Origin of the sequence: Clostridium sp. YIM B02551 (genome assembly GCF_022324735.1) — a bacterium.
In the GTDB taxonomy this organism is placed as follows: domain Bacteria; phylum Bacillota; class Clostridia; order Clostridiales; family Clostridiaceae; genus Clostridium_T; species Clostridium_T paridis.
Genome location: NZ_JAKGTF010000020.1, coordinates 1 through 23,675 on the forward strand (window position 1 = coordinate 1; position 23,675 = coordinate 23,675).

The 23,675-nt window shown below is 27.8% G+C and carries 25 protein-coding genes, 1 tRNA gene and 1 other RNA gene; 8 read left to right on the forward strand and 19 right to left on the reverse strand.

The window, feature by feature from the left end; translation table 11 throughout:
- Positions 1 to 102 precede the first annotated feature (102 nt).
- From L1S47_RS18850 to L1S47_RS18885, 8 genes are all read right to left on the reverse strand, one after another.
- A complete protein-coding gene (locus L1S47_RS18850; RefSeq protein ID WP_238886214.1) occupies positions 103 to 1,488 on the reverse strand; it encodes a DUF4179 domain-containing protein in 1,386 nt (461 codons plus the stop codon).
- A 2-nt stretch (positions 1,489 to 1,490) separates the two neighbouring features.
- Complete coding sequence (locus L1S47_RS18855; protein ID WP_238886216.1) at positions 1,491 to 2,033, reverse strand: RNA polymerase sigma factor; 543 nt, start codon at positions 2,031 to 2,033, stop codon at positions 1,491 to 1,493.
- Between the two features lie 128 nt (positions 2,034 to 2,161).
- Entirely contained in the window at positions 2,162 to 2,683 is a 522-nt protein-coding gene (gene dcd / locus L1S47_RS18860; RefSeq protein WP_202766584.1) for a dCTP deaminase, read from the reverse strand.
- A 132-nt stretch (positions 2,684 to 2,815) separates the two neighbouring features.
- Positions 2,816 to 3,361, reverse strand: a complete 546-nt coding sequence (locus L1S47_RS18865) for a GNAT family N-acetyltransferase (protein WP_238886219.1) — start codon at positions 3,359 to 3,361, stop codon at positions 2,816 to 2,818.
- Positions 3,362 to 3,381: 20 nt separating this feature from the next.
- On the reverse strand, positions 3,382 to 3,630 hold the full coding sequence (locus tag L1S47_RS18870) for a hypothetical protein (protein WP_238886221.1): 249 nt from the start codon (positions 3,628 to 3,630) through the stop codon (positions 3,382 to 3,384).
- A gap of 16 nt (positions 3,631 to 3,646) precedes the next feature.
- Positions 3,647 to 4,099 (reverse strand): hypothetical protein, encoded by a 453-nt coding sequence (locus L1S47_RS18875; RefSeq protein WP_238886223.1) that lies wholly within the window; start codon positions 4,097 to 4,099, stop codon positions 3,647 to 3,649.
- 181 nt (positions 4,100 to 4,280) lie between these two features.
- Positions 4,281 to 6,236 (reverse strand): DNA topoisomerase, encoded by a 1,956-nt coding sequence (locus L1S47_RS18880; protein ID WP_238886225.1) that lies wholly within the window; start codon positions 6,234 to 6,236, stop codon positions 4,281 to 4,283.
- A 140-nt stretch (positions 6,237 to 6,376) separates the two neighbouring features.
- Complete coding sequence (locus L1S47_RS18885) at positions 6,377 to 6,877, reverse strand: TspO/MBR family protein (protein WP_238886246.1); 501 nt, start codon at positions 6,875 to 6,877, stop codon at positions 6,377 to 6,379.
- 107 nt (positions 6,878 to 6,984) lie between these two features.
- On the opposite strand from L1S47_RS18885, the gene L1S47_RS18890 reads away from it, so the two are divergent.
- The 3 genes from L1S47_RS18890 to L1S47_RS18900 are packed head-to-tail and all read left to right on the forward strand — an operon-like array spanning position 6,985 to position 9,722.
- The gene (locus tag L1S47_RS18890; protein ID WP_202766591.1) at positions 6,985 to 7,671 is read left to right on the forward strand and encodes a response regulator transcription factor; all 687 of its coding nucleotides are present in this window, start codon (positions 6,985 to 6,987) and stop codon (positions 7,669 to 7,671) included.
- A gap of 50 nt (positions 7,672 to 7,721) precedes the next feature.
- Positions 7,722 to 9,164 carry a HAMP domain-containing sensor histidine kinase gene (locus L1S47_RS18895; protein WP_238886248.1) on the forward strand — a complete coding sequence of 481 codons (1,443 nt, stop codon included), beginning with the start codon at positions 7,722 to 7,724 and terminating at the stop codon, positions 9,162 to 9,164.
- 27 nt (positions 9,165 to 9,191) lie between these two features.
- Positions 9,192 to 9,722: a hypothetical protein gene (locus L1S47_RS18900; protein WP_238886250.1), complete on the forward strand. Its 531-nt coding sequence runs from the start codon at positions 9,192 to 9,194 to the stop codon at positions 9,720 to 9,722.
- 69 nt (positions 9,723 to 9,791) lie between these two features.
- Here the strand turns inward: L1S47_RS18900 and L1S47_RS18905 are convergent, their stop codons facing one another.
- Positions 9,792 to 11,786, reverse strand: a complete 1,995-nt coding sequence (locus L1S47_RS18905; RefSeq protein WP_238886252.1) for an ATP-binding protein — start codon at positions 11,784 to 11,786, stop codon at positions 9,792 to 9,794.
- 6 nt (positions 11,787 to 11,792) lie between these two features.
- Positions 11,793 to 13,718, reverse strand: coding sequence for an ATP-binding protein (locus tag L1S47_RS18910; protein WP_238886254.1), 1,926 nt, complete (start codon positions 13,716 to 13,718; stop codon positions 11,793 to 11,795).
- 168 nt (positions 13,719 to 13,886) lie between these two features.
- Here L1S47_RS18910 and mscL point away from each other — a divergent pair, with 168 nt between their 5' ends.
- Positions 13,887 to 14,285 (forward strand): large-conductance mechanosensitive channel protein MscL, encoded by a 399-nt coding sequence (gene mscL / locus L1S47_RS18915; protein ID WP_238886349.1) that lies wholly within the window; start codon positions 13,887 to 13,889, stop codon positions 14,283 to 14,285.
- Positions 14,286 to 14,359: 74 nt separating this feature from the next.
- On the opposite strand, the gene L1S47_RS18920 is transcribed toward mscL, so the two are convergent.
- The 6 genes from L1S47_RS18920 to L1S47_RS18945 form a co-directional block, all read right to left on the reverse strand.
- Positions 14,360 to 15,286, reverse strand: a complete 927-nt coding sequence (locus L1S47_RS18920) for a lipopolysaccharide assembly protein LapB (RefSeq protein ID WP_238886257.1) — start codon at positions 15,284 to 15,286, stop codon at positions 14,360 to 14,362.
- Positions 15,287 to 15,362: 76 nt separating this feature from the next.
- Positions 15,363 to 15,544, reverse strand: a non-coding RNA gene (ssrS, locus tag L1S47_RS18925) — 6S RNA.
- 113 nt (positions 15,545 to 15,657) lie between these two features.
- On the reverse strand, positions 15,658 to 16,485 hold the full coding sequence (gene nudC, locus L1S47_RS18930) for an NAD(+) diphosphatase (RefSeq protein ID WP_238886259.1): 828 nt from the start codon (positions 16,483 to 16,485) through the stop codon (positions 15,658 to 15,660).
- A gap of 99 nt (positions 16,486 to 16,584) precedes the next feature.
- Positions 16,585 to 18,297 carry a methyl-accepting chemotaxis protein gene (locus L1S47_RS18935; protein ID WP_238886261.1) on the reverse strand — a complete coding sequence of 571 codons (1,713 nt, stop codon included), beginning with the start codon at positions 18,295 to 18,297 and terminating at the stop codon, positions 16,585 to 16,587.
- A gap of 111 nt (positions 18,298 to 18,408) precedes the next feature.
- The gene (locus L1S47_RS18940) at positions 18,409 to 18,747 is read right to left on the reverse strand and encodes an arsenate reductase family protein (protein WP_238886263.1); all 339 of its coding nucleotides are present in this window, start codon (positions 18,745 to 18,747) and stop codon (positions 18,409 to 18,411) included.
- A 103-nt stretch (positions 18,748 to 18,850) separates the two neighbouring features.
- Positions 18,851 to 19,534 carry a YjgB family protein gene (locus tag L1S47_RS18945; protein ID WP_238886265.1) on the reverse strand — a complete coding sequence of 228 codons (684 nt, stop codon included), beginning with the start codon at positions 19,532 to 19,534 and terminating at the stop codon, positions 18,851 to 18,853.
- A gap of 127 nt (positions 19,535 to 19,661) precedes the next feature.
- Between L1S47_RS18945 and L1S47_RS18950 the strand changes: the two genes are divergently transcribed.
- From L1S47_RS18950 to L1S47_RS18960, 3 genes are all read left to right on the forward strand, one after another.
- Positions 19,662 to 20,906, forward strand: coding sequence for a clostripain-related cysteine peptidase (locus L1S47_RS18950; RefSeq protein ID WP_238886275.1), 1,245 nt, complete (start codon positions 19,662 to 19,664; stop codon positions 20,904 to 20,906).
- 161 nt (positions 20,907 to 21,067) lie between these two features.
- Positions 21,068 to 21,481: a hypothetical protein gene (locus tag L1S47_RS18955; RefSeq protein ID WP_238886278.1), complete on the forward strand. Its 414-nt coding sequence runs from the start codon at positions 21,068 to 21,070 to the stop codon at positions 21,479 to 21,481.
- A 137-nt stretch (positions 21,482 to 21,618) separates the two neighbouring features.
- The gene (locus L1S47_RS18960; protein WP_238886280.1) at positions 21,619 to 21,819 is read left to right on the forward strand and encodes a hypothetical protein; all 201 of its coding nucleotides are present in this window, start codon (positions 21,619 to 21,621) and stop codon (positions 21,817 to 21,819) included.
- 90 nt (positions 21,820 to 21,909) lie between these two features.
- On the opposite strand, the gene L1S47_RS18965 is transcribed toward L1S47_RS18960, so the two are convergent.
- Positions 21,910 to 22,347, reverse strand: coding sequence for an SRPBCC family protein (locus L1S47_RS18965; protein ID WP_238886282.1), 438 nt, complete (start codon positions 22,345 to 22,347; stop codon positions 21,910 to 21,912).
- A gap of 192 nt (positions 22,348 to 22,539) precedes the next feature.
- Here L1S47_RS18965 and L1S47_RS18970 point away from each other — a divergent pair, with 192 nt between their 5' ends.
- Complete coding sequence (locus tag L1S47_RS18970) at positions 22,540 to 23,094, forward strand: manganese efflux pump (RefSeq protein ID WP_238886284.1); 555 nt, start codon at positions 22,540 to 22,542, stop codon at positions 23,092 to 23,094.
- A gap of 61 nt (positions 23,095 to 23,155) precedes the next feature.
- Here L1S47_RS18970 and L1S47_RS18975 read toward each other — a convergent pair whose 3' ends face one another.
- Both L1S47_RS18975 and L1S47_RS18980 read right to left on the reverse strand, forming a co-directional pair.
- Positions 23,156 to 23,362, reverse strand: coding sequence for an alpha/beta-type small acid-soluble spore protein (locus L1S47_RS18975; RefSeq protein WP_238886291.1), 207 nt, complete (start codon positions 23,360 to 23,362; stop codon positions 23,156 to 23,158).
- 180 nt (positions 23,363 to 23,542) lie between these two features.
- A tRNA-Leu gene (locus tag L1S47_RS18980) sits at positions 23,543 to 23,628 on the reverse strand.
- Between the last annotated feature and the right edge of the window lie 47 nt (positions 23,629 to 23,675).

Sequence of the window (23,675 nt, forward strand, 5' to 3'; positions counted from 1 at the left end):
AATACAGAAATCATCTTCTTAAGTCTGCTATATAGTCTTTTTTTAAACTGTCCTTTACAACGGGTACATTTTACACAATAGGCATTACTGGCTTTTAACTTTCTATTTACTTAAGTCAACTTCTATTACTTTATCTTCGTAAATTTTGTATATATTATCTAAATATTTATCATCATTTCCTACATTGAAGGATATATGATAGTTCTTATCTTTACCAAAATACTTATTAAACTTTAATACAAATTTCTCATTATTTATGTTTTGGTTTACTATCTTCCTACTTTCAGGATTCATATTACTAACCTTAGAATTATTACCGTCGTTCTTTACTAAAAGTAGCCTATCTAATAAGTCCCCTCTTAAATATCCTTCAATATTTACTGCAACCTCTACATAATCTCCCTTATCCTCAATTGACTCAATATTTAATGAACCACTCTCACCTTTATAAAGTGAAACATCTTTACTTCCAATAGTATAACTTTTTCCGATCATAGTATTATAAGAATCATTTGATATCTCATAAGGAATAATTTTTATTTTACTAGGTATCTTGCCATTTAATTTATATCCATAATAAACTTCAGAGAGATTATCTCCATTTATCCATCTATTCATGCCATAATTACTTGATGATGATAGTAGCTTATTATTTTCATCAAGAACAATATAATTAATATAAGCATTTGGATTTTCCTTATCATTAATATCTTCTTTAGAACTAATATCCAGCTCAATAGGTGACAATGTAATATTTTTTATATTAAAATCTCCTATATCTAATTTATCTCCTTTATTAACATCGATAGTCTTAGTATCTTTTGCTAACTCTTCACTATTAACATTAATATCAAAATTCCATTTTCCTTCACTATTTGATATATTATAGATATTCCATTTAAAATTGAAGGTCTTGGGAAGCTCTTTTCCGACTCTCATAACTAACATATTTCCAGACCAATTCTTATTATCATCTTGAACCAAATATTCTTCTGAGGATATTCCCCCGTAACTAACAAGATCTTTATCATCTATTTTCATTTCATTTCCCCAAATGCCTGGCTTTTGATCTCCTGTTTTATCCGAATTTATGTTATAAAATATTCTAATGGTATGAGAATCTGATATTATATTTTCAATACTAACAGAATATCCACTATCATATACTTTTTTGTCTAAGATTTTTGAATATAGATCAATCTTCTCAGGGGTTTCTCCTTTTTCCTCAAAAGACTTAAGTAAGTCTAACACCTTTGCATAAACATTATACTTTGCTCCTAGTGATACTGATATTATTAGTGCAAGCCCAGCTATTAAAGCTAGCCTTCTAAAGTTAAATCTTTTTTTATTATTAGACTCAATTTGAAATTCCTCTTTAATACCTTCTTTCATTATCATGTCTAAAGTTGCTTCAACCCTTTTATTTACTTTTTCGCTTATTTCATCATTTGACTTATTTTCTTTTATAAGTTTATCTAAATTATCCATTATTAAACCTCCTTAAGCATACCATAAAGATTTTGCCTAGCTCTTGATAATCTTGATTTAACAGTACCGGCTGATATCTCTAAAACATTTGCTATTTCATCCACTGTCATATCTTGATAATAATAAAGTTCAATAATTACCTTATGTTTATGTGATAAGTTATCTAAGGCTGTTTTAATATCTAGATTTTCATACTTATCATTAAATTCTATCAGTTCAAAATCATTTTTATCTACAACGATAACCTTTGAACTCTTTCTTAATATGGAGTTACACTCATTCACTAAAATTTTAAGCAGCCAACTTTTAAAAACCATTGGATTTTTAAGTGTATTCATATTCTTATAAGCTTTAAGTATAGCTTCAGACATAGCATCAGCCACATCATCCTCATCTTTTAGAATACACATAGCTACTGCATTCATGTCTTTTTTATAAAATCTAATCAGATCACAAAAACTCTCTTTATCTCCAGCTATAGCATTATTTACTTTGTGAAATATAGAATCAATTTCTTCCGTCTTTCCTATTAAACTTAACTTCATGTTTACCCCCTTGTTTTTCACATTTCATAAATAAGATGCTAAAGATTTAGCTTTGGTTCCATTTATTTATAAAATAAAAAAGCTATCCTATTAACTAGGACAGCTCTAAAATCCTTGTTTTGTTTAACTTATTTCTCAAAATCCTTATATAACAAGCTTGGTTGTATTCCTTCATTGTCTTGGTATTTACCACTTGAATAATGGTCATATTCCCCTTCTATTGCATGGTAATATATTTGGCATATATCTACATCTGGATATATTCTTATAGGTTGAATGCAATGAATTTCTAATGTCCAATACCCCTTAAACCCAACATCACCAAAACCTGCAGTAACATGAACAAAAAGACCTAGTCTACCTACAGAAGATCTTCCTTCAAGCATTGGAACATATTTATCAGTTTCTGTATATTCCTTTGTTCTTCCTAAGTATAGCTTATTAGGCTCTAATACTAATCCTTTCTTAGGAATTATAAGGCTTTTACACTTATTTTCTTTTTTCATATCTAATGATACTTCTTCATATATAAGAAGTTCATTATGTAACTTAAGATTATAGCTATTAGGATTTAGCTGTTTTTCATTGAAAGGTTCTATTTTAATTTCGTTGCCTAGCTTGGCTTTTATTTCTCTTCCTGATAATATCATAAAAATTGCCTCCCGCATTTTACATAAAAAATCTTAACTCAATTATACATAAATGTAATCGTTTTTTCAAATATTTAACAATATTTTTTCAAAATAAAAATAGAAGTAGTTAAACTTCTATTTCCTCTATTTTTATAAAATTATCTCATACAATTTAAACCAAATTAGATGCGGTATGTTTAACCCTAAATCTACTGTTCCAACATATTTATAACCACACTTTTCATATAAAGCAATAGCAGGTTTATTATGAATTGAAACATCCAATCTAATAGATTTCATTTTCTCTTCTATACTATAACTTTTAGCAAAATCCATTAGCTTTTTGCCTACACCATTTTTCATATACTTTGGATGAACAACGAAAGTATGTATAACAATAATATCTTTATAATCAGCTTCGATTCCCCATGTTACATCTGAATATGCCTCTTCTGGCTCATGGCTAAGTATTACAGAACCTGCAATCTTATTATTTACTCTCAGTACAAATAAAGTTCCTGCTTTAATTCCATCTGCAGCAGTTTCTCTAATTGGATATATTCCCTTAATCCATCCAGGATAATTTATGCCGCTTTCTAAATAATCATTTAAATCATCATAGAGATGTTCTAGCTCATCTATATCATTTTCAGTTCCTTTTTCTATTTTATAATTCGTTGTATTTAAATCTATCATCTTTGTAATTCTCCTAGTAGTTATCTATTTATAAGTTTTTTTCTTCTAATACGCATAATAAAAGTTGTTAATAGCACTGCTAAAATAATTGAAGGAATAATATTTTGATTAAAGGTTCTAACATAATATTCTCTAAGCTTGTCCCAAATTGTCACCCCTTCTACCCAGTGAATTGCTGCAAAAACTGTACTTTTAACATATCCAACTATAAGATATGTACATAGTAATGAACTAATAAAAGTAACTATGACTTTTAAACTATATTTCAAAACTTACACCTCACTATTAAAGTTTCATATATTCTTGTTCACTCTTTACTTTCACTAAGCTAGTTATTAATACATATCCGAAAATAATCTGAAAAATTGCTAAAAAGTCACTTTTAATTAATAAAAGACGTAATATTGGATATGTGAAGGTTTGTTTAAAAAAATTAATTGGACTATATGCTAAAAATAACCCAAGTGAAAAATAAAGTGATGGCAATCCTAAGAAGATAATTTTAGGTAAATTAACTCTTAACTTTCCTTCTTTCCTTATCTCTAATAAAAATCTTTCAACTCCAAGTAATACTCCTAATCCTATAAATAGTACACTTGACCAAATTAATATTGGAATTACATTGAAGGTTACCTTACTTTCTTTATCTAATGATATAAACAACTTGCTTGAAAATAAAATATAACATGCAAATATTAGGGCGTAGATAAGATACATTAACCAGCTTTTCTTTTTCATTTTTACTCCTACTTTCAATTTTATTATTAGCTATTTATAAATCCTATGCTACAATAACCTCATAAATACATATTACGTAACCCACTTATATAATATTTTCTTAATTATACATAAAATAACAATACTTTTCAAATATTTTACATTGAGATTTTATAAAAAAACAGGAGTCTACTGACTCCTGCTAATTATTTTCATAACACTTTTTTACTCTCAAAAGATTAGTATTTATTTTATATAGAATATTGTTTCTATATTGTATTACCTTTGATATATTATTTTCAGTGTACTTTTCAAGCTTTTCCATAAATTCATCAGATGCTATTTCTTTTGAGTAAACCATGCCTAGTCCTTTTTCCCAAGAAGCTGTTAAGGTTGGATTTAATAGTGATGGAATAGACGCTTTTATAACCTCATATATCATTTCTCCTTTTTTAGTTGGAGTTAGAATTTGAGTTTTATTATTTGAAGTTAAATATTCTATCCTAATCAACTTTTTAATTATCTCTGCTCTAGTTGCCGATGTACCTATTCCACTTCCTTTTATTTGCTCTCTAAGTTCATCATCTTCTATAAGCTTTCCTGCATTTTCCATAGCTATTATTATCGATCCTGTAGTATATCTTTTAGGAGGCGTTGTTTCTCCTTCTTTTAAATTTAAATCTTTAAGTGGAAGTTTCTTTCCCTTTCTTAATTGAGTTATATCAAGTTCTTTCTCCTCCTGAGATTCTTTTCCTAGGATTTCTAGATACCCTTTCTCAACTAAAATCTTCTTTGTAAAGTTAAATCTTTCTCTATCCACTTCAACAGTTAAATTGGTTTTATTATATTTTGCTGGTGGAAAGAAAATACTTAAAAATCTTCTTATAACTAGCTCATAAACCTCTTGCTCTAAGGAGGTTAATCCCGATGCATTATATTCCCCAGTTGGAATAATTGCATAGTGATCTGTAATTTTAGAATCATCTACATATTTACTTTTTACTAGATTTTGTGACCACTTATTCTCTGATATCTTTTTAAGGTACTCTTTACACCAAGGTTCCGGATGATTCTTATATAATGCTGATAGGTTTTTACCTATATCCTTTGCTACTGCTTTAGATAATACTCTTGCATCTGTTCTTGGATACGTTAGCATCTTCTTTTCATATAACTTTTGAGCGATTCCCAAAGTTTCATCTGGACTTATTTTAAACTTCTTAGTACATTCATTTTGAAGCTCTGCTAGATTGAATAGCAAAGGAGGATTTTTAGTTTCCTTTGTTTTCTTTACTTCTACTATTTCGCCCTCATTAAAGGATTTTAATCTATTTATAAGCTCCTCAGCAGTTTTTCTATCCTTAAATCCAGTTTCGTTATATAGAAGTGGTGAGTTAAAATAGGTAGATCCTTCATAAACCTTCCATTCTAAATTTAACTCTGCATCATTTAATAAAAAATTACTATTTACCTTAAAAAACGGAGTTTTAACAAATTCTCTTATTTCTCTTTCCTTATCCACTACCATCGCAAGTACACAAGTCATAACTCTGCCAACTGCTATTACAACCCTATCCTCTTTTAATACTGTTCCTAAGTTTCTCGCGTAAATAAGTGTTAGTAATCTTGAAAAATTTATTCCTAGTAAATAGTCTTCCTTTGCCCTAAGATAAGCAGATGAACCTAATGAATCATAATATTCTAGAGGCTTAGCCTCTTTTATTCCTCTTTTTATTTCTTCTTCAGTTTGAGAATCTATCCATACTCTAAACTTTTCTTTTTTAGGGTTCCCCGCCATATGATCTACCAATCTATATATGTATTCTCCCTCACGTCCGGAGTCAGTACAAACGTATACTTTATCAACATCTTCTCTATTTAATAGACCTTTAACTATTTCAAATTGCTTTGAAACAGATGGAATTACTTCATACAAATACTCTTTAGGTAAAAAAGGTAATTGTTCAAGGTTCCAAAATTTTAATTTTTCATCATATTTTTCTGGATAACTCATAGTAACCATATGTCCTACGCACCATGTAAAAATAGCCTTATCTCCTTCTATATAGCCATCCTGCCTTCTTCCTTCAATTTTCAAAATGTTGTAATAATCCATAGCCACAGAAGGCTTTTCCATGACAAAAAGAGCTTTTCCCATATATTTCTCCAATCCAAATTAATAAGACTCCTCTAGATAAACTTAATGTTAGTTATCTATAAATAGGAGCCCCTAAATAAGCATTACTATTATACTATATTTTCGAATTTTTTTCAAAGGACATTAATATTTGCTTGTTGCTAAGCTTCATTTAATAACCAAATATAAAAGTTTAAAACCCCTGCAAATATTAGCCATAATAAATATGGAATTAGTAATATTCCTGCAAGCTTATCCTTTCTAAAAAACTTAATAAATGTTATTAAAACTAAAACAAATAAAATAGCTAACTCTATAAATGCTAGTCCATATAATCTAAAACTAAAAAATATAAACACCCATAAGTAATTAAATATTAATTGGATATAGTAAAAAAACATTGCTGAGGATACATCTTCTCCACTCATTCCAAGCATATAAATTCTGTAGGCTGCAACTCCCATTAATAAGTATAATATAGCCCATACTATTGGAAAAACTATTCCTGGTGGAGCAAAAAATGGTTTTGTTAATTCTATATATTGCCCCATTGTGTTTCTATTTAAGTACCCTACCAACGCCCCTCCAATTAGAGGCATAAAAACTTGAATTAAAAATGTGCTTATCTTAAAATTACCCTTAACCTTAAAAGGATTTTTCATAATATCACCTCTCTTCATAAAATAATATATGTTCCCAGTTATGTTACTATTCTTCATTTATGTGTTATAATTTCTTAAGAACTATAGATTATAAAGGTGGTTTTAGTATGAATATATTATTAGCTGAAGATGATAAAGACATTAGAGATTTGATAAGTTTACATCTCTCAACAGAAGATTTTGAAGTTTTTTTTGCTGAGGATGGCAGAAAAGCCATTGAAATTTTTGAAAATAATTCTATAGATTTAGCTATTCTAGATGTTATGATGCCTTACTTTGATGGTTTCGAGGTTCTTAAACATATAAGACAAGATAGTGAAATTCCAGTAATTTTCTTAACGGCTCGCGGTGATGATACAGATAAAATACTAGGACTTGGACTCGGTGCAGATGATTACATGGTCAAGCCTTTTAGTCCTGTTGAACTTAAAGCAAGAATACATGCTCAGTTAAGAAGATATTATAAATATTCTCCAGGTAAAAAACAAAATATTATAAAACTTGGCTATTTAACACTTGATAAAGAAAGTTGCCAGATATTTAAAGGTGACACTCTATTAGAATTAAATGCTAAAGAATTTAAAATTCTTGAGCTTCTCATTGAAAATCCAGGAAAAGTATATACTAAAAAGAAAATATACGAACTGGTTTGGGATGATACCTATTATGGAGATGATAATACAATAATGGTTCATATGAGTCATATTCGTGAAAAAATTGAAGAGGATTCAAAAAAACCAACTTATCTTAAAACTATTAGAGGAATAGGATATAAAATGGAAAGGATTGAGTAATCTTGAAGTTTCTAAAGCTAAGGAGAAGAAAAACCCTAGCAAATCTCCTTATGAAAAATTATGTCATATCATTTTTTCTTATGTTCTTTGTGCTTATATTATCTTTATTTATAAGTGCAATCATTGGAATGGTTTATTTTAAGGTAGATTTATCAGATCCTACCTCTCCTAAAAATTTTATGCAAGATGATTACACTAAAATCGATTCTAGTCCTATTTTGGATATGGATGGCTATATGGTTATCATTGATAAAAATGGTAAAATAGTTAATAAGCAGGGGCAAGTTGCAGCTCCCTTTGACAAAGACAAAATTTCAATTGCAGATATAAGCACGTTAATAAATTATAGTGAGAAAGAATCAAATTTTGTTTTGGATGTTAGAAAGAAAAACTTTCCATATGTATATAGAACAGCTTATAATCATAAAAATGACTTTTTGATGGTAATTGGTATTCCTTCTAAAAAATATACAGAGTTAGAAATAGCCCCTAAAAGACTTACAGTTAAGCAATTTATTCTTATTTCCTTTGGTATTTTTATGTTGTTTTTCCTTCTAGTTTTTTATCTTTATTCAAGGATAACTTCATCCTACTTTTTGACACCATTAAAGATATTAACCCATGGAGCTAAAAAGCTGGCTACTGGAAATTATAGCACTAGAATTAACTTAACCAGTAAGAACGAATTTAAAAATCTTGGTGATGCTTTTAACATTATGGCTTCAAAAATTGAAGAAGAAACAAATCTTAGAGAAAAGTCAGAGGAATCAAGAAAAAGATTAATTCTAGATATATCTCATGACTTAAAAACTCCGCTTGCATCAGTACTTGGCTACTCTGATTATTTAATACAAAATCCTGATTTACCAAAAGAAGATGTTATAAAATATCTATCTGTTATTAAGAGAAACTCTGAAAGATCAAACAATTTAATTCTTGACCTATTTGATTATTCTAAGTTAGACTCTTGGAACTTTACTCTCTCAAAAGAGAAAGAAGATATTTGTGAATTCTTAAGAGAATTTATAGCTTCATATATACCGATACTTGAAGAGAATGGCTTTGAATATGATTTTGATATTCCTGAAAAGGAAATCCCGTTGCTTTTTGATAGAAAAAATATAGATAGAGCTTTGGGAAATATCGTAATAAATAGTACTAAATATAATCCTAATGGAACTTTATTAAAAATATCCTGTTTTGAAAAAGATAATTATTTAAATATAATTATTGAAGATAATGGGGTTGGAATTCCTAAGGATGAAGCTCAAAGTATGTTTGACCCTTTTACACGTGGTGATAAGTCCAGAACCTCTGAAAATACAGGTACTGGCTTAGGACTAGCAATTACAAAAACTATTATAACTAAACATAATGGCACTATAACTCTAGAAAGTGAACTTAATAAAGGCTGTAAATTTATAATCAAGTTACCCTTAAACAACTTAAAAAGAAAATATAATTTAAAACCTTTTAATATGAATCTCATTTAAATTTTAAAATATGGAGTGAGTATGATAATGAAATTAAAATTTACTTCTCTGATTATGTTTTTTATGCTTTGTATGTCTTTTGTTGGGTGCACACAATCAGATAAGATTAATGGAGAACAAATAGGTAAAAATATAGAGAATGCTTTATCTATACCAGATAAAATTATTATCTATAATAAAAACACTCCAAAAGAATTAAATAAAACTAATTCTGAGTTTAAGAAAATAGTTGATTTAACAAATAGCAGATTTCATAGTAAATTATCTACTTCACAAGATATTATAGATGATACAATAATGGAAAACATCCAAAAAGATGGATTAGGGATGGAATTTATTTATTCTAATGAGCAAAAATTATCAATAAACGGAGATGGATTTCAACCATTTAAATACCATAAATTGTATTTTCAATTGACTAGTGAAAAGTATGGTAATGGGCAGGGTTCTTCTGTTCATACATTACAGTATGGAGATAAGAACCATTATAAAGATTGTTCAAGAGGGCCTCTAAGATATTCAGAAGAACTAATTAAAATAGTAGAAAACTTAAAATAAAATTTTAGAATTAATCACAATATTCATAAAGAGTAAGTTATGGGAAGTCAACTTGACTTCCCATAAAATTTAAATATAAATATCCGAAAATTCTATATCTATTTTTTCATCTACGTTACCTATTATAAAAGAATTGTTTTCACTCTCTAATATAGTTTCATCATATGGTAAAGTAATTAAGAATTCATTTCCAAAATCCTTTTCAGTATTTAAGATAAGCTCGCCACCTTGCAGCTCTATTAAACTCTTACATAAATATAAACCTAACCCACTACCTTCTTTATCTCTATTAAGTGATTTATTTATTCTTGTAAACTTGTCAAAGAGGTATGGTTTAATGTCCTGAGATATAGCTGGCCCATCATTTTTAACACTAATGTATAACTTATCTTCTTTATTACTAATATTTATATAAATATATCCATTTTCCTTTCCGTACTTAATGGAATTTGAAAGTAAATTCAAAACTGCTCTTTCAATAAATTCTCCGTCACAAGATGCAAAAATTTCTTCTTCTTCAGCATCAAAAACTAAAGTCATTTTTACTTTTCTTAAATATCTAACAGAAGCTTGTGCTACATTTTCCACTAGTTCTACTATGTTATATACTCCATACGTAGGAACCAAATACTCCTCAGATATTCTATTAGTATCTATAAAATTATTAATAGTCCTAATTAATCTCAGACAATTTTGTTTAATTACTCCACTATTCCTTTCAAGCGCTTCATAATTGTTATCAACTATATATAATCCTTTAACCTGTAAAGAAGAGTATATTAAATTAATAGGAGTTCTTAATTCATGTGATATATTTGAAAAAAATTGATTTTTTAATTTTTCCTCCGCTAAATTTTTTTCTAACTCCTCTTTTAACTTAAAGTTTTTATTATTTTCAGTTACATCCTTAATAAACAATATTTTAGCTTCAGCTTCTGATTTGAAAACATAAACCTCCAAATCTCTTACTTTGCCAAATATTTCTTTCTTAATAGAATTTTGAATATACCCACTTATAGAAAAATCAGTTAATTCTATTTCTAATATGTCTAAAATATCTTTTAAATGCCTTCCTTCTATATTTACATTGTATCCATTAATGTAATATCCAATGGATTCATTGGAATATGAAACTCTATCCTCGTTGAATATTATTATACCATCAGAAATTGATTCAATTAAGGATACATATTTATTTTCACTTCTAACCAAAATACTCTTAACTTCACTCAATATTTTCATTCGTTCTTGTAAGGTCCTATTCAAAACTACCTGTATTTTTTCTACCTCTCTTAGTTCTTTATATATTCCATTATAAGTTTTATAAAATACAAATCTACCTATAGCGTCATATAAAGTATAATAGAAAATATACTTTAGTATATGCGCCAAAACTAGTGTATCTAGATCAAACTTAAAATGTAACATTGCCACGAATTCATATGAAATTTCAAAGAACAAAATTAAATATAGGTATATCTGTTCTTTTCTACCTATAATTTCACGATTTTTAGCTATTAAAATTATTGTAATCAAAAGTAACCCATATAGTAACAACCAACAGTTAATAATATATTGAGTTACATCTTTATTCATTATTACACCTAGTTCAACTAATATTCCCGAAAGTGTAATTATAATAAGGAGAAATCCATAAGACACAAAGATAGATTTATTATTTACCTTATATTTTATAAACAATATAGATAAAATAATTAAACTATAATCTAAAAAGTTATTGCTTACCCAAATGAATATGGTGCTTATGAATGCGTTTTCTTCTGAGATTGAAGAATTAACAAACATAACATGCAGAAAGTCTAATGAACACATAAGAGGGAACCCATATCCAATATATTTAAAAACAGACTTTTCATTACTACTTCTGGCAAATGAAATCAATGCCATGGATAAACCGAGTGCAGTACATATAAATTCTATTAATATATGAAATAAGCTATAATTATTGGTGAATATATACAAAACAAGCAGAGCTATCAACAATGGAATAAAGATTCTTATTCCTATATTTTTCTTAATTTTACATACGTCTAAGTCAATCATTGTTATTTAATTCCCTTTCTTAAAAGTCAAAGTTACTGTTGTCCCAACATTTAACTTAGATTCTATTGTTATTTTTCCACCCTGAAGTTCAGTAAGATTTTTAACCACATACAAACCTATTCCATTTCCTACTTTGCCATATTCATTTTTACCTCTTTCATATCTATTGCACGCTTTATTCATAAATTCTTCTTCCATTCCTATACCATTGTCCACCACTCTTATTTTCACTTCTTCATCAATTAGAGAAATGCTTACCAAAATGGCTCCTCCTCTATTTGAAAACTTCAATGCATTAGAAATTAAATTTAGTATAATCCTTTCCACAAACTCACTATCCATATAAATATATATTTCTTCTTCTAAGGTATCAAAAATTAAATGTACATCCTTTGCTCTAGCATATTCTACTAAATTCATTGTTTGGTCTTCTATTACCTCAACAATATTTCCTAACTGCATATTTGGTTTTAAATAATGAGAAGTTAATTTTGAACTATCAATTAAATTATTTGTAAGTCTTATAAGCGATAAACAATTATCTCTAGATAATTGATTATACTTTTTCACTTCATCAATATTATTTTTTTCAATTAATAACTTCTCTAATTGAGTTGCTGAATATATTACATTTATTGGAGTTTTAATATCATGACTAATATTAGATAGAAAGTCTCCTCTTATTTTATCCTCTATTTTCTTTTGTTCTAGATTTCTTTTTATCTCTTCTATTTTCACCACTTCTGTTCTATCCTTAATTTGTACTAAACACTGGCTATCGTCTTCTGATAGCTGTATGAATTGAAATACTAAATAATATTTTAAGTCACCTTTTCCTAGTGTTGCTTCGTATATATTTGAAAAATCTACACTTGTCCCATTTTTACTAAATATCGCTTCATTAAAACTTACTAGGTCAGTAAGCTTCTTATTTATTACTCTTTTTAAATTTTTCGCCTCAAAATAATCCAGAAAGGCAGAATTTGCGTATATTATTCTACCGTTTGACAAGTTTAACATTAACATTGGTATAGGCAAATTTTTAAATAAATTTTTAAACATGTCCTCACGCTTAAATACTCTATTTTTTGAAGACTCCAGTTCAAGATTTTTGGATAGTATAACCTTATTTAATAAATTCAACTCATTATTTCTTTCAAACAGATCATTAAAAAGAATATCATAAGAGTTATTTAAGAGTTTTTGAAATATGCACCCATAAAATATTATTTGAGATGCTAATTTAATTAAATCATATGCAGGATTTAATATCATTTCTTTAAACAATACCATCTGTATTGTATTAATAATGAATGCTACTAAGATTATATATGAATATATCTTAAAATAGTTTATGTTCATCCCCTTCTTTATGCTGAAGTCGTTAAAAGAGATGACTGCATATATAAATACAGTTATAGCTAAACAATTCCCGATAATATTAAATAGATGTCTATTTGATATTGTTATTGATAGCGTAAAGCAAGCTATTAATGTTATTACTATTAATGAAATATATCTAATCTTAATATATTTCATATGGCTATTTCTAACAAAGTATGGTGTATAGGTTAACAATAAAGCAATTAAAATATCTGAGAAGAAATATATAAACTGCATATTTCCTTCAAAACTATTTTCAATAATCTCTGTTGGAACTAATTTAATAATATTAGCTATTGCTGATATAAAAAAAGTAATAGAAAAAAACTTAAAGTACTGACTCTTTATAATATTTGAAGTTGAATAAGTTAACATCATTATTGAAAAACTAACTACAATATATATTAATCCAATTATATTTCTTGTTAAATTCGGAATAATTATATTCAAAATTGCAATAATAAAAGTTGCATATATACATATAAGCGATATTTTTTCTAATATAACTCTATCTATATAGACAATTTTCTCTATCTCTTTGTTATACATATTTAATCCTCCTACATCTAAATTTTACCTAATCTAATGTAAAATGTGAATAAAAAAGTTATAAATTGTAATTTTTTTATTAGTTAATTAAAATTTACTTAATATATTATACAAATCCTCTGTTTTTACTTGCTTTTCTGCTAATTATTTCAAAAGGGGGTGATTATTATATTAAAAGAATTTAAAGAATTTGCAATAAAAGGAAAGGTATTGGAGTTAGCAATCGGTGTTGTAGTTGGTGGTGCATTCGGTAAAATTGTAACTTCTTTGGTAAATGATATTATTATGCCAATTGTTGGTGGCCTAACTGGAGGTATTAATTTTACATATTTAAAATTTGTAATTAAAGAGGCTAATGGAAGTTTTCCAGGAGTTACACTTAACTACGGTAATTTCATCCAAAATGTAATTGATTTTCTTATAATTTCTTTTTCAATATTCCTATTTGTAAAATCTATAAAAAAATTAAAACAACAGGATGAGGAATCAAAATCTGAGAAACCATCAGATGAGGTTCTGCTTCTTCAAGAAATTAGAGACCTTCTAAAGAATCAAACACAAAAATAACTATCTATATTACTAATTCAAAATAGATAAGCAGAAGCTATTAATACAGCTTCTGCTTATTTTTATAAATTCGGCTATTTATCATTTATTTCATTTTCTACAAATTCTTTAAAGCAATTCATATTAGTTATCTCTTCAAGTTCTTCATCCTCTAATATATATTTTAAGAAGTCTGGATATATCTTAAGTGCTTCTATTAGATCATTATAAGCTTTGTGATTTTCGCCTATTAAAGTATAGAAGCAACTTCTATTATAATACAAGAAATGTACTTCCTCACAATTTTCAATTCCTTTTGTTAGAACCTCTATTCCTTTTTCTGTATCTTTATATTTATAAATTACTGCAAGATTTAAGTAACTATAAGCGTAAATAGGATTCATTTTTATTGAACGATTATAAAAACCTATAGCTTTATTAAGCATATTAAATTTAAAGGCAATAACACCCATATTAAATAATGCTAAATAATTATTCGGCTTTATTTCAAGAGCTTTAGAAAATCTCTTATATGCTAAATCATTTTTGCCTAGTGCTTCATATATTGATCCTACATTAGTATTTGCCCAAAAATCCATCGGATTTAATGAAAGAAGTTTTTCATAAGTTATAATTGCTAACTCCTCTTCCCCACATATGTCATAAACATTTGCAAGAAAAAAATATGCTTTATGATAGTTAGGACTTATATATATTGCTTTCTTATATAATCTAATTGCCTCATCATAGAGTTCATCTTCATCATATATAACTGCTAATCCATAATAAGCTCTTTCCTCATTTTCATCTATCCTTAAGGCCTTATTATAAAATTCCTTGGCAATATCTGATTTTCCTAATAAGTCATAAATTAAAGCTATTTCAATAATTATATCTACATCTTCTTCATTAGATAATTCATTAGCCATACTAAATAAATCTAACGCTTTAACTAATTTATTATCTTCTAATGCATTATAAGCTCTTTCTACATATTTCTGTATTAAAACATCTTCCTTCATTTTATCACCTGCTATATGAATTATACACTTTCATTAAAAATAAAAAAAGAGGGTATTACCCTCTTAAAAACTATATCGAACTTCCAAAATACCGTTGCCCTTCTTTTGACACCTATCTCTCGATAGGTGGGTGTCCTCACTGATGCATATGTGTCCTTGCCACTTGGACTTATGGGACAATCTTGCATCTAGGTATTTGAACTCCCGTAAATAAACTGTAGGTTCAAAATAAGAGCCTGACAAATACCTCAGAAGTAATTCTTTGTTTTTCTGATATGATTATAAAACATAATAACCACAAAATCAAATTTAAATAATTGAAATTACTTAAGAAAACAAGAGTTTAATTAGGCTTAACCTTTCTAATATAGCTATGAACGTAAAAATTCATCAATTAGCTTCCTTGCAATTGATAGATTATTTGGTATATCAGGAAGCTTATCTTTTTTAAACCATTTAGCTTCTCCGATTTCAGTGCCATCAACCTTTATTTCCCCGTTTTCATATTCAGCTGTAAATCCTATCATTACAGAATTGGGGAATGGCCATGGTTGGTTTCCAAAGTATTTAATATTCTTAACCTTAATTCCCACTTCCTCCATAACTTCTCTTTTTACACTTTCTTCAAAGGTTTCACCTGCCTCAACAAATCCAGCAATTACACTAAACAAACCTTCTTTAAAGTTCAAGTTATGAGCAAGTAAAATCTCATCTCCTTTTATAACTGATACAATTATTGCTGGAGACAATTGAGGATAATATGTTGTTCCACAGTCATCACACTTTTTAGCTCGTTCTTTTTCTAATCTACGAATTTTACTTCCGCATTTTCCACAAAATCTATTGTTTTTATCCCAATTTATTATTTGTTTTCCTCTTCCTAGTAATAGAAAAAATCTCTCACCTAAAATTATTCCTAATGATCTTATATCAATAAACTCAAAAAAAGGACTATTATCTAACTTTTCCTCTGTAATTTCACATGCGTAACATTCAGTTCCCTTTAAGCTTCCTATGTAGAACTCTTCTTTTATTCCCAAAAAACTAATTTTATCATAGGTTGGTATTTTAACTTTATCATTTTCTTTATAGATTAAAACCCTATCATTATTAAAAACAAACCATAAATCCCTATCTGTTTTATCTTTTTCAGAAACTACTCCTGGAACAAAATCTAAATATTCTTCTATATTATTCATTATAAGGCCTACTTTCATATTAGAATTTTATTAATTATTATTATACATCTTTTCATATAAAAAAGGAGCATTTCATATTGCTCCTTTAATTATGTATTATTAAATTTTAAATTTCTTAACCATTTCATTAAGATTCATAGCAAGCTCAGCTTGACTTTGTGATGCCTTAGAAACATCATTTATTGATACTGTAATTTCACTAATACTTCTTAAAATCTCATCTGAACCAGCAGCTGATTCTTCAGCAGTTGCAGTAACATTTTCAATGGCATCAGCAACTTGTCCAACTACTTCATTGATTTGTTTTGAAGATTTTGCAATATCTTCAATTATACCATTTACGAATTCAGCATCCTTTTCATATTGAATTCCAGTATTCAATAATAATTCAAAGCTTGGACTAACATCATTAGCTAAATACTCTAAAATATCCTGACCACCTGAAGAAAGATTAGCAAATGCATTTCTAACTTGCACTACCATGTTTTGTATTTGTGCTACAGCTTCAGCCGATTGTTCAGCAAGCTTTCTTATTTCATCAGCAACAACTGCAAAGCCTTTCCCCTGCTCCCCAGCTCTTGCTGCTTCAATAGCCGCATTTAATGCTAATAAATTAGTTTGTGATGCAATTTCACCAATAGAATCAGCCATAATTCTAACTTCATCTACAATCTTACCTTCTTTTATTGCATTTATAATATGCTGACTTTTTTCTCTATATATTATCTCATTTGCTTCTATGTTCTTTGTAGCTTTAGCTTTTAAATCTACTGCCCTTTTTTTAATTTCAACCACAGACTTATAAGAATCATTTGCTTTATGTTCAAGTTCATTTGTTGTTGAATTAATCTCTTGTGTAGAAGCACTAACTTCTTCAGTTGTTGCACTTAAGTCTTGGGATCCCTTAGCAATTTGTTCAGTAGATTCATTTACTATTTCCATCCTTGAAGAAACCTCTTCTGAAGTTGCAGATAATTCTTCACTACTAGAACTTATACTATAGGCACTATCTGAGATTTGAGATACCAATGTTCTTACATTTTCTGTTGCATTATTTAATGCTTCTGATAATACTCCTAATTCATCATTGGAATCCACCTCTATTTTATGGGATAAATCACCTGCTTCTAGAGACTTTGCAAGATTTAACACCTTCTTTATACTTTTAGCAATAGATTGAGATATAGCAAATGCCATCACTATTCCTGCTAAAGTTGCAACAACTGCTAGTATTAACATAATATATAGAGTTGTCTTAGAAATCCCATTACTTTTATCTTTATTTGTAGCAGCTTGATTATTTATTTCTACTATTAACTTATCAACAGAAGAGGTTATATCTGCTCTAATGGATGCTGTATTCTTGCTTAATTCCATTGCTTCATCATATTTTTTATCTTTCACTAAGTTAATTGTGTCATCAACAGCTACTCTATATTTATTTAATCCATCTTTTAGATTTGATAACAGTGTCTTTTCGTTTTCTGAAAGATTTGTCTTTTCATAGTCAGCTAAAATACTATTATCTTCAGTTCTAATTTGACTAATACTATTTACTGTCTTATCAACATTATTAGAATCTCTGCTTTCCACTAAATTAATTATATCTAATCTTGAAATTAATATATTGGAGTTGATTTTTTCAATATTCTTTAGTGTAATAAAATTATCATTATAAAGAGTATCTACATTTGAGTTAATACTTTTAAGTCCATAAACACCAAATCCACCAACTACCACAATAAAAAAAGTTAATATCGAGAAAGAAAGAACTAATTTTTGTTTTATTCTCATATTTTTATACCATTTCATATGTTTATCCTCCAATTATCAATAGATAATGATTACTTATTAATATTATATATCACATCACTAATATTATCAATTTAATTCTGGAGTTTATATTTTCCCTTTTTTATTGAGCTATTCCCACTCTTTCCATATGCTAGATTCGAATCCTACTGTTGCATTTTTACCATTTCTAACTATTGGAGTTTTATATAATTTAGGATTATTTAATAGTAGCTCTTCTCTTACTCCTTCGCCTCTAATCTTATCTAAATTTAAAGTTTTATATTCCTTTGCCTTTTCATTTATAAGCTTATCAAGTCCTACCGCTGCCTTAATTGTTTCTAACTCTCTTTTACTTATAGCCTTTTGATTTAAATCTATAAACTGGTATTTTATTTTTCTCTCTTTAAAATATCTTTCTGCCTTTTGTGTATCAAAACATTTCTTTACTCCGAATATCTGTATATTCATTTAATTACCTCCACATTGCTTTTTCTAACATCAAATATGTTATCACAAAAACCTTAAAATAAAAATAAGAGAAGCTTATAAAAGCTTCTCTTAAACTTTTCTTTTACCACTCTCTACCAGGATCATCTGCCATATTATTAACTGTACCCTTAGGATATAAAACTGAGTAATGATCTAATTTAGTATCATTGCTGCCTGAGGTACCTGAAAACACAAATAAAATTTTAAAATCCGTACTCGCTACATAACCTAATATCTCTTCTCCATTTGATTTGACATTATAGGCAGGATTTCCAAAATATTTTTTTACCATTTGAAGTGTAACTCCATTTAATTTTTTATCATAGGATCTAACTTCAAATACTTGATCTCCTTTATTAGAGCCAAAGACAACATTACGCTTTGAATATGTGGTATACATACCTTTTGCTGCAGAAACCCACTCTGATTTATCTGCTTTTCCCCAAGCTTTTTCTACATCTTGAAGATTTGTAGTCTTAGCCTTAAAATCACTGTTTATTATTTTTCCTTGTTTAGCTAAGTTTTTTATACTTTCAAGTAATGAATTTTGAGTATTATTCCCTTGTTGCTCTGAATTATTAGTATTATTATTTGCTGTATTTCCTTCATCCTCTTTTTCATCATTTGTTGAATTTTGACTTGTGTTATTATTTTGATTATTATTAGCAGTTTTATTTGAATTTGAACAACCAAACATTGAAATTAATGTAAAAGTTAGTATAGTACTTATACATAATGCAATAAAGGATCTTTTAGATCTATTCATAAAAATTCTCCTTTTTCTTATATTTGTACATAAATTATTTCACTTATATTTTACCCTAATTTAGCTCTTTTAGTTACTTATTAATTTAATATTCATATAATGAAATAAAAACCCAAAAGTGGTGTTTATGATGAACAAGATAGAAACAAAAGATTGGACAATTCTTATATATGCAAATGGAAATAACGACTTATCTTCTATAATGTTAAAATCAAAAATATCAGCAGAAAAAATAGGCTCTACAAAAAATGTTAACGTAGTAATGCAAATTTCTAGAGAAAGCTCGGAGTTATTAAGTATTCTTAAACCTGAAGCCTTAGTAGATAATATTAATGAATACTGGACTGGAGTAAAAAGGTATTACATTCAAAATCCTAATTCAAAATTATTAGCAGACTTAGGAAATATCTGTATGGCAGATCCCAATAACTTATATGAATTTATAAAATGGGGTATAGAGAATTATCCTTCAAATCACTATGCACTAGTCTTATCTGATCATGGCGGTGGATTTATAGCTGCTATGCCTGACTTAAGTCAAGATAGGCCTTATATGATGGGAATATATGATCTTTGCAAAGCAATTAATCTGATATACCAAGATATTGGTGTTCAGCTTGAAATTCTTATGTTCGATATGTGCTTTATGAATACACTGGAGATAATATATGAACTTGGAAAAGAAAAAATAAATACAGTAAAATCAGTTTTGACTTATATTAAAACGGGTCCCTTAGAGGGCTTAAATTATTATAAACTAATTAAGTTTTTTGATGAAAATCATAATGAATTAAACAATAAATTATTCCTAAAAAATCTTATTGATAGCTTAAGTTCAAATCTAGTTGCACTAGATATTGATAATGATAAACTTATTAAATTAAAGGAATTAGTTAGTTCAATGGCTTACTTTTATCTTAAAAATAATAATTGTAATAGTATAAATGAATCATTAAATTATACAATAACTAAAAAATCATTCTGGCATATGTATAAAATAGAATTTGAAGAAAAACTTAATGATATAACTATCTATAATAACAAATTTCTAAATGCCAAAAATAATACTTTAAATGTTATAGATTTAACCACTAAGCATAATGTAAATAAAGAAGTTTTAAGTAAATATGAGGACTGTTACTATAAATTAGCCTTTGCAAAGGATAATTATTGGTTCAATTTATTATTTGATAAACCTATAGACTGTAAATATGAATCCAGTATAGAAGAATCAACATTAAACCCTTTTAAATTAGATAGATATGAGCTACTTAAAATTATTACTGCTGTAAATCCTTCTTATAATGAAGAAGAGAAAGAATTAATACTCAAAAGATTATGTGCTTATAAAAAATGGACTAATCTTAAATAAATAATAAAGCCGTACTATCTTACTAAGTATGGCTTTTAATAATATTATGTTCATTACTTAAAATTTATCTCTTAAACTTTTGTATGATGGATACTTTAATGATATAATTATTTATTGTCGCAAAGTAATGACAAATAAAAAAAGTAAAGTGAGATTATAAAATGAAAAATGAAAAATTAGAAAGAGCAATAAATAGAATAGATAGTGATATTGCTGCCATGAACACAGCTAAGAAGTACTTATCAAATGTAGAAGAAATACATCAGGTAGTTGAAACCTTAAACAATAAAAGACAATTATTAGCTAATGAAATATATGCTGAAGATCATAAGTGTTATTTCGAATGTCGCGAAGTTATAGAATCAATGATGGAAAAAGATTTAGGAAAAGAAGAACAGGCTCAATTGCTAGAGATGATAAAAGAAAAGTTTGGTAGACAATCACCAAATGTAAGTAAGAAAAGTAGCGGTCTCAATGCTTGGTTAAAAGAACTTAGTATCGAATATAATTGGTGCCATGATGAAGGAACTGATTGGGATAAATTAATTATAACTGGATTTGGCTTATATAAATAAATTAAAATAAAATTCATTGAAGACCTTCTTATTCTTAAATAAGAAGGTTTTTCGTTAGAAGAAAACCTTACCAGAATTATTTTTATAAATTATGATATACTAATAAAGAAATGATTTTTATTAAGGAGGCTATTTCAATGGTACAAGATAGCACTGAAAATTTACTTAAGAATGAGCTTAATTCTAGTACCAAGGTTATAAAAGAATTTATTAATATGAATAATATTAATTTAAATGTGGCTAATGATATACTTAATAATACTCAGCTCAATGATAAAAATTATAGTAAAGAAATCAAAAATATTACTCAATCTAGAGAAATAAAAACTTATATATAATGTAATGAAACAAAATGAAGATTATGAAAAATAAATTAAAGGAAAGCTCCTTTTGTTGTATTCTACAATCAGAGCTTTCCTTTATGATTTTTACTGAGTGTTATTATTTTCTTCTACATACTTTTTAAAGTTATCTAAGATAGACTGCCATCCTCTTTGTTGGAGTTCAATTGAATTAGTGTCTTCAGCTTCAAAGTTTTCCATAACTATGGTCTTATTTGATTTGTTAGCAAATGATATCCTTACTTTTCTACCATCTCCCATTGTATAAGATATTAATTCGTTTAATTTTACTTCATCATATACTCCACCAAAATCAAATCCAAAACTTCCGTCTTTTGCTTCCATTCTAGAAAGGAATTTTCCCCCTGCTCTCAAATCATTTTCCGCAAAAGGAGTATGCCAATCTTCCGTAGCACTATTCCATTTTTTTATATGTTCTGGCTCTGTCCAATACTTCCATACTTTTTCTACTTGTTCATTAATTGTAGTTTCAACAGTTATTGTAGTTTTTTTATCTGTCTCCATTCTATTCCTCTCCTTTCTAAATATTTATTTCTTTTATAATACTTCAAAAACAGACCAAATAAAATTCTTTTTTCTAAAATATAACACAATTCTGTATATTTTACATATCATATATTCAAGAATAACTTACCACCATTAAATTTTATAACTATATATAATAAGTCGGTACTTAAATATAAGGTGGTGAAGACTATGCTGCAAACTACTCTTTATTTACTATTAATAGCCCTTATTAATAGTTTTGATAATATTGGAATAAGAATTGCCTATAGCATTGGAGGGATTAAGGTTCAGCTCAAGAAAAATTTTCTTATATCATTAATGGCATTTACTGTTGCGTTTACTTCCTCTCTTTCTGGTAGCTTGATCTCTAATTTCTTAAGCGATAATGTAGCCTCATTCCTTAGCATGCTTCTAATCTCAGGAACTGGTATCAAAATTATGCTTGAACCATTCCTAAAAAAGAAAGATATTACTGAGCAAGTAAAAACATTAAGCTATAAAGAATCTATTTCTATTGGACTTGCTTTAGCACTTGACGACATTGGTGGTTCGGTAGGAGTTGGTTTAGCTGGTTATCATCCTCTTGCAGTAGGTTTAGCTTTCTTCTTAGTAAGTTTTCTTATATTTTTCTCTGGTAATTATGCAATAAAGATATTAAGTAAATTTAAAATTGATAAAAGAATTGCTACTGTTCTAGCTGGTATATTAATGATTGCAATGGGAATATCTCAAATTTTAGATTGAATTTTCTTTATACCTAATAGGGGCAGTATTAAAAAATATTGTCCCTACTTAAAATATATTTTTATAGTTTTTTCTCAAAATCTTCAATCATTTTTTTAACCATCTGCCCACCTAATGGTCCTCCTATTTTTCCAGCTTCCTTAGTTGTTATATCTCCACTATATTCTTTATTTAAATCCACTCCCACCTCTTTTGCTGCTTCTACTTTAACCTTATGTATCCCTTCCTTTGCTTCAGGTACTAATATTTTATTACTTCTTCGAGCCATTTTAGTTCCTCCTTAATACATAGTCATACAATTAATCATTACTATTGTCTGTAAATATTAATTAACTACACCTCTTTATTTGTGGAAATAGAGCCATGACTCACCTCAAATTTTTATAAAAAAATTAAACACATGAAGTGCTCTTATTAGCACATCATGTGTTTGATTACTGATATTTTATGGTGCAGGTGACGGGACTTGAACCCGTACGTTCGTAGAACACACGCCCCTCAAACGTGCCTGTCTGCCAGTTCCAGCACACCTGCTTATACACTGTTACTTATATATAATAATTTTTTTATAAGCTTTTGTC